We start from the raw sequence: 13,223 nt of genomic DNA, 5'->3' as shown, positions 1-13,223 counted from the left end.
AACCCGCATTGGCTGGTTGAGTCAGATGTGTTGGCAAATCATAAAGCATTGTTCTAAATGATAAAATAGTTCTATCTCCAATATATTGCACTGTCCCCATGCGCGGCGCCGACATTACTCAAGAAGACCTGTTCAGTTACCGAACCCTGGAAAGCCGGATTCCCAAAAAGCATCCGCTACGCAAGCTGCGTCAAGTGGTCGACTTGTTGCTCGCCACGCTCAACGACGAATTCGATACACTCTACGCCCGCCGCGGCCGGGACTCTATTCCGCCGGAACGCTTGCTCCGCGCCAGTCTGTTGCAAGTCTTGTTTTCGATCCGTTCGGAACGGCAGCTGGTGGAACACATTGACTTTAACCTGCTGTACCGCTGGTTCGTCGGCTTGACGATGGACGACGAGGTATGGGATCACTCGACCTTCAGCGCCAACCGCGACCGTTTGCTGAATGAGCGGATCAGCCGCTTGTTTTTCGAACGGGTACTGGCCTTGGCGGATTGGAAAAAGCTTGTCTCCGACGAGCACTTCTCCGTAGATGGCACACTGATTCAAGCCTGGGCCTCGCACAAGAGTTTCGTCAAGAAAGACGGCTCGACCCCGCCGCCGGAAGATGGCGGCCGCAATCCCACGGTCAACTTCAAGGGCGAGAAACGCAGTAACGAAACCCACGCATCACGCACCGACCCCGATGCTCGGCTGTACAAAAAGAGCGAGGGCGACAAATCGCAGCTGGCTTTCCTCGGTCATGCCTTGATGGAAAATCGCAACGGCCTCGTCGTTGACGTCGAAGTCACCCAGGCCACCGGCACCGCAGAACGCGAGGCGGCCCATGCCATGGTCAAACGCACGATCCACAAACCGGGCGCGACCTTGGCCGCCGACAAAAATTACGATACGCAGGATTTTGTCGCCAAGTTACGCCAGCGCAAAGTCACGCCGCATGTCGCCAGCAAGGAAAAAGGTTCGGCCATCGACGGACGTACCACACGGCATGAGGGTTACCGGAAAAGCCTCAATGTCCGCAAGCGGATCGAAGAAGTCTTCGGTTGGGCCAAGACGGTCGGCCCGCTACGCCAAACCAAGTTCCGGGGGTTAAAGAAGGTCGCCGCGCAAACAATTTTTACCTTTGCCGCCTATAACCTGACTCGGATGGGCGCCATTTTCGGCTGGCGATACAGTACCGCCTAGGCGGTAGTGCGCCTGAAATCCGCCAAAAGGCGGAATTTAACGCCCTTCGGGGCGAATATAACCGGCTAAAACCGGTTTTTGAGGCCTGATCGGGCTTCCAGAGGCTCATCCAAACCAAAAAATGGTTTTGAAGCCGAAGGCATATAGGCAAATTTCAACACCCTGTTAAATCATTTATTGACTTTGGTTTTTGCTTCAATCCACTTGATACCACCATCAAGCGCAACTGCTATCGGCAAATATCTTTGCAATTCAGGATTACCTTTTAACAGACTTTGTAACTTATCCTCATCCCATTTAATCTGATGAACTTCCATGTATAGCATCCATCTTGGCTGAGTTATCTGTATGTTTAAAAACAGAGTTTCATTCCTGATCAAAAAAAGAGGAACTTTTGCGTTGTCAGGAAATTCTAGATCAACAGCTGATTTATCCCACATATCTTGTGCATTAACACTTTGAAAAACAGCTCTCTGGTCAGATTTAGAAACTATAGGAAAAGCAATTGCAATAAAAACAATCAAACACAGCATCCAATAAATATGCTTTTTGTTCATAAACTCAATCTCCAGTAGGCCCTGGTGAAGAGATATATGCACCTGTATTAGCTGCTGGCCCAGTGATTGAAATACCAAAGTTTCCTTGTGGAGTAGCATTTCTTTCTGGAGCATCAGCAGGTTGTAGATTGTATTTATCTACCAAATAATTTTGAACCCGATTAGAGAAGTGTCGGCAATTATTTGTTACTAAATTGTATTTACCCGACTGCCCATACATCTGTCGTAATTCTTTTTTGACAGCCGATAAACTTGAATCAGGAACATCATAATAATTACGAATTGCACCACCAGAGTTTCGATCTACATAAACTTGACCTTGACCACCAAATGGCGACCCGCTTTCAAGACCAAAACTATACGTTAAATTGTTGCCATTAGGATCACCTACCCCAATACTTTGGTGAGGCCCTGGCTCACCAGGAGATGAATATTCAATCCATATCCCCTCTAATCCAAGTGGGTCAATGTACCGTAACGGGTTATTGCTGACATAGGTGTAGGTGTTAACGCCCCCTTTTAAACCAATTAAATCGCTTTGTCGATAGCGGCCTAGCTTGGGATCGTAGTATCTAAAATAGTTATAAAATAACCCGGTTTCCTGGTCGAAATATTGTCCGGGAAAGCGTAAGTTGTATTCGAATTTTTTGCCGTCTTTATCCGGATCGTTATTCGGTAAAATGGATCCAAACGCGTCGCTATTATCCCAGCGCCATACGGGCTTGTTCGAACTATCTAAAATCACCCTCGGGGTGTTTAGGTGGTCGGTATCTATGGTGTAAATTTTTGCATTATCGATCACGGCAACCGGAATATCGCCAAGCCAGACAGTTTCTTGTCTTACACGGCCGAACTTGTCGTATTCCCCCAATAAATGCCCGGCTTTATCGTATATAAATCGATACGGTGCATTACTTAGTTCAGCATTATTTTTCATGATACGTTGACCGAAGCCATTATAAAAATATTCGTAATGGGTTGTAGAGTTTTTTGTTTCGACTAAATGCCCGAATGCATCCCAATAATACAGTATATTTCCATCCGAAAGGATATTACCCGCTTTGTCGTAAGCGTAAGCCTTTTTTATCGCACCCGTAGAATTTACTAACCGATTGTTTTTGTTGTTGATTGTATATAAAGTGTTTGAATTGTTGATGGAATGACTAAGGCGATTGCCGTTGGCATCATATTCATAGTTAAATATTTCGCCGCTATTAGCCGTATCCGAAATTATTCTATCATTGTCGTCGTAATCGAAGCTGCGATCGAGCCGTGAATCATTATGGAGATAAGCAGTAATGCGTTTGCCTTGGTCGTATTCAATAGTACGATCATTATTCCCTAGCGAATATTCACTTATATCGCCATCCGCATCAAATGTGCGAGTGTACTGTCTCCCGTTGCTGAGCCAAGCGACTGGTGGACCGAATGGTTGATAGACTATGTTTTCAAGCACCGGTTTATCGTTGATATTCAGCTGATGAATTCGGCCTTGATTATCGTAATCATAGCTAACAACTGTGCCGGACGGGTAAGTCAGATGATCCGGGCGACCGTTTGAGTCGTAGCGATATTTGACGGATTGTGTGAGCGTGGCTTTGCCGTATTTGCTAGCTTGCGTAGCTTTGATTAATCGGCCATGACTATCATATTCAAATGAAGTGTCGCCGGACTCGTCGCTCATGGTAGTCAAGCGGCCGGTACCGTTTTGATTTTCGTCATATTTCCAGCTGACAACCTCTCGCGGCTTGACGCCATCGACTTTATTGGCGGTTAACTTTTTCGGCCTATCCAATGCATCATAGGTATATTCGAGTTTTGCGCCTCTTGCGTCGACACGGGTTTTTAGATTTCCCGATAAATCATAAGAATATTCTGTAACTCCCTGGTCGGGTGATTCCACTTGAAGTAAATCGCCCAGTGCATTGTAGTCGTATTTTGTTACCCATCCTTTAGGATCGGTAACCTGGGTTATAAAATTCTGCTCGTTATATTGAAAATAAGTCGAATTTCCACTTGGATCAGTCAATTGGCTAATGCGGTATGCTGCATCGTAGGCATAACTTACGGTATGTCCTAACGTATTTGTGCGTTCAAGTACGTGACCTTCACGGTCGTAGCTGTATTGTGTATCGGCACCAAGTGCAGTTGATTGTCTTACTAAGCGATTTAATGTGTCATATTGCCGAAGAAATGTTTTAACAGTGCCATCCGAATTGGATAAGGTTTCTTGCGTTCTGTTTCCCAAAGCAGAAGTGGATTATCGGGATTGTGCTATTGGCAGCATAAAGTTAAAGTTAATTCAAAAAACTCTGGTGCCGGTGGGGGTAACACTCAAAGTTTTGTCAGTTACACGAAGATGCGGTCTGCAAAGCGCGGTGAACCAATGGTGATCGCTTTTCAGCAAAAGGCAGACGTCATTCTGCTGACTTATATCGTCAGGTTTTGCCAATAGAAGATCATGAATGAGGGGCCCCAACCCTTGAATATTGGCCGTAGCTTAGGGATGTGCTTTACCTCGGCGTGACAATCTGTCTACCGGGCGCGGTTACACTATCAAAATAGCGTTTATCGTTACTCGAGCCTTGAGTCAGGCTCGATCCCAACTAAAATCACTCCACGCTACGAAAAACCAACACCGCGCCAACGGTTTTGCCGTCCGGTTGCATCGGCTGAGCGGTGCATTCCACGCTTATGCTTGTGCCGTCCGGCCGGCGCAGTGCCAAGATTTCCTTAGCCGTTTGGCCGTTGTGCAGAGCCTCGTGTGCGCAGGATTGCGGTTGGGCGGGGCTGAGTTCGGGCTGTATCGCGCGCCAGACGTGTTGATCCAGAAGTTGTTCCGGGGCAAGGCCCAACAGGTTCAAGGCCGCTTTGTTGACGAAGGTGCAGATGCCGTCGGCGTCGACGCCGATGATACCGTCGCCGACCGATTCCAGTAACAGGCGAAAACGCGCTTCGCTGTTGCGCAAGGCCGCTTCCGCCCGTTTGCGCTCGCACAATTCGTGGTCCATGCGGGCATTGGCCGATTCGAGTATCGCGCTTTGCTTTTCCAATTGTTCGGTGCGTTGCGCCACCAGTTCTTCCAGCCGGCGCCGGTAATAAAACAGCTCTTGTTCGTTTTCCTTTTCGGTGGTGATGTCGATCAACAAGCCTTGCAGATACAGGGCACCGCGATTTTCAGGGCGCACCACGTTGGCTTCGTCCAGCAGCCAGCGGGTCCGGCCGTCGCGCGTGAGTACCCGGTATTCGCAATGTAGCGGGGTATGACTTTCGTAGGTGGCCGAGAAGGCTTCTATGGTGGCCTGACGGTCGTCGTTATGTACCCATTTCAATATGCCGTCCGCTTCGGCCAGCCATTCTTCGGCCCGATATCCGAGTTGCCGGATTTGCGGACTGACGTAGAGTAGCTTGCCCGGTTGTTCCAGCGAGGCGATATAGGTAATCGCCGGCATCTGTTCCACCAAACAGCGGTATTTGGCTTCCGCCTCCCGCAGCAACTCGGAGGCTTCGACTTTTTCCCTGATGGCGCGCTGTTCGCGCAGCGCCCGCATCACGACGGCCGGCAACCATTGCAGGGCGTCGCCGTCCGGTCCGGCGCCTTTGACGACATAGTCGCGGGCGCCGGATTTCAAGGCGTCCACCGCTATCATGGCGTTATCGGAGCCGGTCAACATGACTACCGGCATCGGCAAATCGCCGGTATCTTCCGCCAGTTCGGCCAGAAAATCGACGCCGCTGATGTCGGGCAAGTGGTAGTCGAGCAAGATGCAATCGATGGATTCGTTACGGGCGTAGTTCAAGCCCTCGTTGCCGGTTTCGGCTTCGAACAACACAAATTCGCAATCCTGATGTTGCGCCAGGGCGCGCCGGCAGGCCATGCGGTCGATTTGATCGTCCTCGACCAACAGCAGGCGTATTTGCGGTTTGGACGGTGCCGCTGTCATAACGGCGACTCGCTGATGGTCCAATAGGCGTCTATGGTACGGATGATTTCGACGAATTGTTGATATTCCACCGGTTTACGCATGTAGCCCGCCACGCCTAATTCAAAACTCTCCACCTTGTCCTCCTGTTCGTCCGAGGTTGTCAAGGCAATTACCGGGATGCGCCGCAATTCCGGCAAACTTTTGAAGTTTTGCAAAAACTCGATGCCATTCATGACCGGCATATTGAGATCGAGCAGGATCAGGCACGGTTGCTCGTGGCCGGGCTGCTGTAAATAAGCCAAACCTTCTTCGCCGTTTTCCTTCCATTGCAAAGGATTGGTTACGCGCAACTCCTTTAGCGCGCGTTTGACCGTCATCGCGTCTACGCTGTCGTCTTCTATCAGCAGGATAGGATTGTTCTTGATTCTCATCGTTTAAACCGGGTTCGGTGGATTGCTAAGTGTGTTTCGGTATCGTGAAATAAAAGGTACTGCCTTGGCCGACCGTGGATTCCAGCCAGACTCGGCCGCCATGTTGCTCGACGATTTTCTTGACGATGGACAGCCCCACCCCGGTGCTCTCGACCCGGTCGCGCGGATTTAAGGTCTGAAACAATTGAAAGATGCGTTCGAAATGGCGGGCTTCGATACCGGGACCGTTATCGGCCACACTCAGCTGCCAGTGGTCGGGCCATTCCTGGCAGCCGACCGTTATGCGGCCTTCGGCTTTATCCAGATAGCGAATCGCATTGGAGAGCAGGTTTTGTAGGAGCTGTTGCATGCAGGTGCGCTCGGTCAGCAGCACGGGCAGCGGCGTGCTGACCGTCACCGCCACGTGCGCCGGGGGCGCCAGCGAATCGACGACTTCGTGTAGCAATTGGTCTAGGTCGACCGGGGTGGCCGCTTCCTGAATCCTGCCGACTCTGGAATAACGCAATACGCCGTCGATCAACGCATCCAGACGGCGGACCCGCTGTATCAGCAAGCGCAGGTGTTCCTGGCCTTCGGCGTCCAGCCGTTCGTGCTGGTCGGCGGCGATCCAGTCCGCCAGAGAGCCGATGGCGCGCAACGGCGCTTTCAAATCGTGCGAGACCACGTAGGCAAAGTTTTTTAGTTCTTCGTTGACGTTTTCCAGCTCGTGGATCATGCGCTTTTGCTCTTCTTCCAGGCGTTTGCGGGCGGTTACGTCGTAAATAGTAGCCAATACTTGGCCGTTGCCTACCGGACTGATGCCGACGTCGGCGGCAAACTCGCTGCCGTCCTTGCGCAAGCCTAACAAATCCAGACCGCTGCCCATCCGGCGCGACTCCGGCTGCCGGGCGTAATCGGCGCGCCGTTCGCTATGAGCGCTACGGAAACGGGCCGGAATCAAATCTTCGATCAGCAGGTTTGTAAATTCGTCGTTTTGGTATCCGAATAGGCGTTCGGCCGCCGGATTGGCCAGTAAAATCCGCCCGTCGGCATCTACGATGAGCATGGCGTCGGCGGCGATATTTAGCAGCCAGCGGGCGTCGCGGTTTTCTAAAGTATGCGTTGCGGCAGTATTCATCGGTGTAATCCTGAAGGTTGCAAACGCCAAAGCTGAGGGATAATACACCAACAGCGCCGCAAAATGGTGGCTAGGCTACGATGCAAGCCATTAGGGCAATGGTCTGCACGATCCCTTAAAACAAGACGGCGCGAGGGTGATTGTCGGTTATCCGATCGACGTCGTCATCCGTCAATTAGGACTCGCCGCCGGTCCAATTACTTTGATACGGCTTAAACCGCTGCCCACTCGTTTGACTTCTATTCCGATTCCGATCCGCTCGGTCATTTCCTGCACGTGCGAAATCACTCCGACTTTGCGGCCAAGGGCTTGCAAACGCTCATCGTACAGCCGGCGTTGCATTTGCAAATCGCCCAGTCGTTGCGTCAGGCTGTTAAGCCGCTCGGAAAGATCGGCCAGCTGCGATGCCAAGGTTTCTCCGCTTTCCAGCGAACGCCGGGTCTGCAAATGCTGCTCGCATTGCCAGCGGCGTTCGGCCAGCACGGTTTGCGCCTGCATCAGTGCCTGCTCCAACTGCTGTAGGGCGTCGCGCTCACGGCTCAACCAAGCGGCGTCCCGTTGCAAGTGTTGGCGTAGATCGTCGGGCTTAAAAGCAGGCTGTGCGGGCCGGGCGGCGTTAAAAGCTTGCAACCATTGCGACACGGCCGATTCGGCGGTTTGCCACTCGGTCCGGCGAGCGCTTCCTGCGCCGTTGCTGTTTGGGTGGCGGCATGCTGTGCTGCAGTCGCGGCAGTTTGTAGCGCGGTTTTGGCCGCGTTCATTGTATTTGCCAGCTCGCGCTCGACATCGGCGACCGAGCGGCCGTTCAGTACGGACTGTCGTTTTGTAGGGTTAGCGCCTGCCGTTTTTCACGGGCGTTAAGCAATGCCTGCTGCGCTGCTTGCCGGTCGCTTGCGGCTTGGTCCAACTGCTGTTGCAAGGCCTGTTGGTCCGATTTGAGTCGGTCCGGTGTCTGCCGCGCCCGGTCGCGTGCCGTCAATGCCGCGCTCATGGCTTTCAAACGCTCGGCCAATGCGTGCAAATCTTGTTCGGTCGCCTGAATTTCGCCGGCTAACCACGCCGACATGCCTTCATCGGCTATGTCCAAGGCCGCCAATTCTGCCGCAGTTGCCGACCACTGGTGGCGTTGCGGCTCGATTTGCCGATGTAATGCCGCCAGCGAGGCGTCGCCGGCTTGAAGGGTTTTGTCGCATTGCGCGATGTCCAGCTGCCAGCGCTGACGCTCCTGTTCCGCCTGCTGCCGATTGTGCCGGCAGGTCTCGACTTCGGATGCCAAGATTTGCAACTCTTGGCGTAGCGGATGATCGTGCTCGGCAAACGGGTGTTGTTTGGCGCCGCACACCGGACATTCCGCGTCCGGTTGCAGTTGGGCGCGCAGTGCCTCCACCCGTTCGCTGCAGGCCAATTTGGCTAGATCGAGCATCTTGGCGGCTTGGTCGTGGCTGGCGATCAACAGAGGTAGCCGGTTTTCGACTGTGTTCAGCGCGTCAGCAGCCTGTTGGCGCTGAGCCAATGTGCTTGCATGCTTGTCGTAAGGCTATCGACCTCCGCAACCGGTATAACTGCTTTTGCGTGCGGCGGAAGGGTTGGCATTGTCAAAAATGTCGCCTGTTACCAACAGTGCGTCGATGTCTTGTTCGCGTAGCTGCAACAGCAGCCAATCCAAAAAACATTGGTGTTCGAAGCCTTTCAGCGTATGGCCTAGATGCCAGTCGGAGGTATGGAGGATTTTCATGTTTGGGCTCTTGCTATAAAGACGGCCGGTTTGTCGCGATTCCATGACGCGCCAGTTTATTTTGCACATAAACCATAAGGATGGTGAGCCGTACAATTTACGGTATAGTTAGCGCCGGCTATCGTACAGCCAACGGGAGAATGCCGCCATGATGAGTATGTTACGCACAATATTGGAAATCGGTTTGGTCATCGGTTTGCTGGTCGGAGCGTTTTATATCAATAAGACCCTGGCCAAAGAAAGCCGCGAAGACAAAGCTCGCGAGAACGAAAAACTCAGCGACGACAATACACCGCCGAGCTGAACCGGGTTCACCGATAAAACCGGCTGACGCGCTTGTTATCCCCGCCTTCAACCGGCTGAAGGCGGGGATGAGCTGGCTTTTTTGCATCTGCGCTCGTCAACATTCGCCGTTCTCACCCATTTCTATTTGCCGGGTTCCTGTCTTATCCGGCCCGGCGGGCATAAGCGAGTAGAATACTCCACCAATTGCGGCCGGCGCATTCGCCGGGTATTGATCAAGGACCTGCATGGCTTTCGGCATCGCCCATTCGGCATTTTTCAATCTGTTGATTTTCCGCGGCGTGATCGTGCTCGCTTATCAAGTGATGGCCACGACGGTAGGCTGGCATATTTACGAATTGACCCACGATGCACTGGCGCTGGGCTTGGTCGGTTTGGCCGAGGTGATTCCATATTTTTGCTGCGCGCTGTTTGCCGGTTATGCGGTCGATCATTATTCGCGGCGCTGGTTCGGGATATTCGCCGGCTTGTTGTTGGCGCTGAATGCGGCAGTCTTGGTGTGGGTGGCCGGGGCTAGACTGCCGGGCAATCCGGTGTGGTGGATATATAGCTCGATTGCTTGCACCGGCCTGGCCCGTGCCTTTTTAGGGCCGACTTACAGTGCGTTGTTCGCGTTGGTGTTGCCGCGCGAAGCCTTCGCCAAAGCGGCCGGCGTCGGCAGCGCGGTGTTTCAATTCGGATTGGTCGTGGGACCGGCGTTGGGCGGGGTGTTGGTGGCCTGGGCCGGCAAAACCGCAGCATACGGCGTTGCTGCCGGCTTGGCGTTGATCGCCGGGTTAGCCTTGTTGCTGCTGCGCGTCAAACAACCGCCGCCGGCCGAGGCGGCTCCTATTTTTGCCAGCATCGGCCAAGGACTGCGTTTCGTATTCAACAACCAAATCGTGCTCGGCGCTCAGTGCTTGGACATGTTTGCAGTGTTGTTCGGCGGTGCGGTGGCTTTGCTGCCGGCTTTTATTCAGGACGTTTATCATTACGGCGCCGAAGGTTTAGGCATTTTACGCGCTGCGCCGGCTGTGGGCGCGGTGATCACCGGCTTGCTACTGGCCCGCCGCCCGATCAACCATCATGCCGGCCGTTGGCTATTGGCAGCGGTAGCCGGCTTCGGCCTGTGCATGATTGCGTTCGCCCTGGCCAGCGATTTCTGGATGGGCGCCGGACTGTTGGTATTGTCCGGCAGTTTCGACGGCGTATCGGTGGTGATGCGTTCCACCATCATGCAGCTGGCTACCCCGGATACGCTACGCGGCCGGGTAGCGGCGATTAACGGCATTTTCATCGGTTCCTCCAACGAGCTGGGCGCGTTCGAGTCCGGTCTGGCTGCCCGTTGGTTGGGGCTGGTGCCGTCGGTGGTGTTCGGCGGAGCGATGACGCTGGTCGTAGTGGCCGCGACGGCCAAGCTGGCGCCGAAATTGCGACGCCTGGAGCTTAGCGATTTGTATTGACGGCTAATTTGTTAAAAAGTCTGTAAATATTCAGCAGGCGCTCCGGCTTATCTCGGAGCAGCGATAGTCTGAAACGAATGAAGAGGTAGGAGTGGCTGAATAGTTACAAACGTCTTTAAGCCGCTAGCCGGAATTGAAAGTCGGCGGCCGCCCCCCAGCCTCAATATCAGTATGAGGCGAGCGATGAACGCAGGACTGGATGCTTGAGCGAATCACTTGCGTTGATGATATTCCGCAACCAGCACTTGAATCTTCAGCCGCATAATACCTTTCAGCATTCTGATTTTTCTATCGTGTTCCTGATGCGCAATATCGTAGATTTGCTTTTTAAACGTTTCGTCGCTATCGGCGGGCAGGCTTAAGGACCATTCGGTGAAAAACGCACCGTAGCTGTCGATGGTTTTGATCAGCTCGAACCTGAGCTTTTCCCGGTCTTTTTTGGGAACCTGCATCAGTGCTTGGTCGATGGCCGCATCTATATCCGATTTTTGTTGGGTGTTCAGGACGGGGAATTGGATGATTTGTGACATAAAAACGATAAGTGAATAATCGGCTGGGTAAAGCCATGATTGCTTGTTTCGCATGACTCATCCAATCGGGAAGTCATAAATCGCACCAACTTACAAGCCGTTGATAATTATAAAAAATAATTCGACTTATTTGTCGCGTTCGCGACAAAGGGAAACCCGTTGCGTCCTGGATGTTCGATAGGCGGCAGCGGCCGCCCCGGATGAAGGCTGGCGAGATCGGCTACAACCCGAACTGCAAGGCCGCTAGCCGCGCATACAAGCCGTTTTGCCGGCGTAGGGCCTCCGGGCTGCCGGTTTCGACGATGCGGCCGCGTTCCAGGACGACGACTCGATCCACTTGCTGTACCGTGGCCAGCCGGTGAGCGATGATCAAGGTGGTGCGGCCGACCATGGCCGCCGCCAGACCTTGTTGCACCAGGATTTCCGATTCGGCGTCCAGGGCGCTGGTGGCTTCGTCCAGCAGCAACAGCGGTGCATTCTTTAAAATGGCTCGGGCGATGGCGATGCGCTGGCGTTGGCCGCCGGACAAACGGGTGCCGCGCTCGCCGAGAAAAGTCAGGTAGCCGTCCGGCAGACGGCGGATGAATTCGTCCGCTTGGGCGGCTTGCGCGGCGGCGATCACTTCATCGTCGCCGGCGTCGGGGCGGCCGTAGCGGATATTTTCCAGGGCGTTGGCGGAAAAAATCACCGCGTCTTGCGCCACAACGGCGATCTGCCGACGCAACTCGGTCAAGGCCAAATCGCGAATGTCGACGCCGTTGAGTCGGATGTTGCCGCGCTCGACGTCGTAAAAGCGCAGCAACAGTTGAAACAAGGTGGTTTTGCCGGCGCCGGACGGGCCGACTAGCGCCACGCTTTCGCCGGCGTTTATCTGTAGCTCGATGTCGCTGAGTGCCGCCGATTGCGGCCGAGATGGATAGGCGAAGCCGACGTTGCTGAATTTGAGTTCGGCTAGCTCGCGTTGCGGTAACCGGAGAGGTTGCGGCGGAGATACGATGGCCGGCGTGGCATGCAGCAGTTCCAGCAAGCGTTCGGCCGCGCCGGCCGCGCGCATGACGTCTCCCCATACTTCCGCCAGGGTGCTGACTGCACCGGCTACCATCAGGGCGTACAACACGAACGAACCGAGCTGGCCGCCGCTCATCGCGCCGTCGCGCACTTGGCGGGCGCCTATCCACAGTACGAAGATGATTGCACCCATCACCGCCAGGATGACCAGCGCGGTCAGCACGGCGCGAAAACGGGTGCGGTGTATCGCGCTGGCGAAGCCGATTTCGGCGCGCTCGCCGAAACGCCCGCTTTCGGCGGCTTCCTGGGTATAGGCTTGCACCGTAGGAACGGCATTGAGGATTTCGCCGGCCAATGCCGCGGCATCGGCCAGTTTGTCCTGCGATTCGCGCGATAGCGTTCTGACCCGGCGGCTAAGCAGGCCGATAGGTAGAATCAATAGCGCCGTCAGGCCGATATTCAAGGCGAACAGATGGAAATCGGTCACGGCCAGCATGACCATGCCGCCGGTAAACTGCAACAGGCTGCGCAAGCCCATCGACAATGAGCTGCCGACCACGGTTTGCACCAGCGTGGTATCGCCGCTCAAGCGCGACAGCACTTCGCCGGTTTGTAGGGTTTCGAAAAACTGCGGCGATTGCTGCAAAACCCGGGCGTAGACCGCGCTGCGCAAATCGGCACTGATCCGTTCGCCCAGCCAGCTGACTTGAAAATAGCGGCCGGCCACTAACAGTCCCCACAAGGCCGCCAAGCCGAACATCAGCAGGAAGTGCCCGTTTAAACTCATGGGTCCGAGCAGGCCGTTTTGCGCTCGGGTTGGGCCGAAACCGGCGTCGAGCAAATCGCGAAACGCCAACGGCACCAACAGCAGGGTCGCCGAGCCCGAACACAGCAGGGCAAAGGCCAGTAACACCCGGCGGCGGTAAGGCCGTAAAAACGGCCACAATGCCGGCAACAAGCGGCGTGCTTGCGGTGCCGCCGCCATTT

The 13,223-nt window shown here is 54.2% G+C and carries 13 protein-coding genes; 3 read left to right on the top strand and 10 right to left on the bottom strand.

The window, feature by feature from the left end:
• Positions 1–98: 98 nt before the first annotated feature.
• Complete coding sequence (locus tag AB0A83_RS17120; RefSeq protein ID WP_367154800.1) at positions 99–1,187, top strand: IS5 family transposase; 1,089 nt, start codon at positions 99–101, stop codon at positions 1,185–1,187.
• Positions 1,188–1,357: 170 nt separating this feature from the next.
• Here the strand turns inward: AB0A83_RS17120 and AB0A83_RS17115 are convergent, their stop codons facing one another.
• The 8 genes from AB0A83_RS17115 to AB0A83_RS17080 form a co-directional block, all read right to left on the bottom strand.
• Positions 1,358–1,744 carry a hypothetical protein gene (locus AB0A83_RS17115; protein WP_367154799.1) on the bottom strand — a complete coding sequence of 129 codons (387 nt, stop codon included), beginning with the start codon at positions 1,742–1,744 and terminating at the stop codon, positions 1,358–1,360.
• A 4-nt stretch (positions 1,745–1,748) separates the two neighbouring features.
• Positions 1,749–3,992 (bottom strand): RHS repeat-associated core domain-containing protein, encoded by a 2,244-nt coding sequence (locus AB0A83_RS17110; protein WP_367154798.1) that lies wholly within the window; start codon positions 3,990–3,992, stop codon positions 1,749–1,751.
• Between the two features lie 364 nt (positions 3,993–4,356).
• Entirely contained in the window at positions 4,357–5,688 is a 1,332-nt protein-coding gene (locus AB0A83_RS17105; RefSeq protein WP_367154797.1) for a PAS domain S-box protein, read from the bottom strand.
• Positions 5,685–6,101, bottom strand: coding sequence for a response regulator (locus AB0A83_RS17100; RefSeq protein ID WP_150050483.1), 417 nt, complete (start codon positions 6,099–6,101; stop codon positions 5,685–5,687). The genes AB0A83_RS17105 and AB0A83_RS17100 overlap by 4 nt, the downstream gene beginning before the upstream one ends.
• A gap of 25 nt (positions 6,102–6,126) precedes the next feature.
• A complete protein-coding gene (locus AB0A83_RS17095) occupies positions 6,127–7,218 on the bottom strand; it encodes an ATP-binding protein (protein ID WP_150050481.1) in 1,092 nt (363 codons plus the stop codon).
• 171 nt (positions 7,219–7,389) lie between these two features.
• Positions 7,390–7,860 carry a hypothetical protein gene (locus tag AB0A83_RS17090; RefSeq protein ID WP_367154796.1) on the bottom strand — a complete coding sequence of 157 codons (471 nt, stop codon included), beginning with the start codon at positions 7,858–7,860 and terminating at the stop codon, positions 7,390–7,392.
• Between the two features lie 163 nt (positions 7,861–8,023).
• Positions 8,024–8,731 (bottom strand): hypothetical protein, encoded by a 708-nt coding sequence (locus AB0A83_RS17085; protein ID WP_150050477.1) that lies wholly within the window; start codon positions 8,729–8,731, stop codon positions 8,024–8,026.
• A gap of 24 nt (positions 8,732–8,755) precedes the next feature.
• Entirely contained in the window at positions 8,756–8,953 is a 198-nt protein-coding gene (locus AB0A83_RS17080) for a metallophosphoesterase (protein ID WP_367154795.1), read from the bottom strand.
• A 148-nt stretch (positions 8,954–9,101) separates the two neighbouring features.
• Here AB0A83_RS17080 and AB0A83_RS17075 point away from each other — a divergent pair, with 148 nt between their 5' ends.
• Both AB0A83_RS17075 and AB0A83_RS17070 read left to right on the top strand, forming a co-directional pair.
• On the top strand, positions 9,102–9,257 hold the full coding sequence (locus AB0A83_RS17075) for a hypothetical protein (protein ID WP_190303175.1): 156 nt from the start codon (positions 9,102–9,104) through the stop codon (positions 9,255–9,257).
• 226 nt (positions 9,258–9,483) lie between these two features.
• The gene (locus AB0A83_RS17070; RefSeq protein ID WP_367154794.1) at positions 9,484–10,698 is read left to right on the top strand and encodes an MFS transporter; all 1,215 of its coding nucleotides are present in this window, start codon (positions 9,484–9,486) and stop codon (positions 10,696–10,698) included.
• 212 nt (positions 10,699–10,910) lie between these two features.
• On the opposite strand, the gene AB0A83_RS17065 is transcribed toward AB0A83_RS17070, so the two are convergent.
• Positions 10,911–11,228 (bottom strand): hypothetical protein, encoded by a 318-nt coding sequence (locus AB0A83_RS17065; protein ID WP_367154793.1) that lies wholly within the window; start codon positions 11,226–11,228, stop codon positions 10,911–10,913.
• Between the two features lie 220 nt (positions 11,229–11,448).
• The gene (locus AB0A83_RS17060) at positions 11,449–13,221 is read right to left on the bottom strand and encodes an ABC transporter transmembrane domain-containing protein (protein ID WP_150050469.1); all 1,773 of its coding nucleotides are present in this window, start codon (positions 13,219–13,221) and stop codon (positions 11,449–11,451) included.
• Positions 13,222–13,223 lie beyond the last annotated feature (2 nt).

The organism is Methylomonas sp. HYX-M1, assembly GCF_040741385.1.
GTDB classification, from domain to species: Bacteria; Pseudomonadota; Gammaproteobacteria; order Methylococcales; family Methylomonadaceae; genus Methylomonas; species Methylomonas rhizoryzae.
The sequence above is the reverse complement of the archived record's forward strand: the minus strand, read 5'-3'. Positions and strand labels throughout refer to the sequence as shown.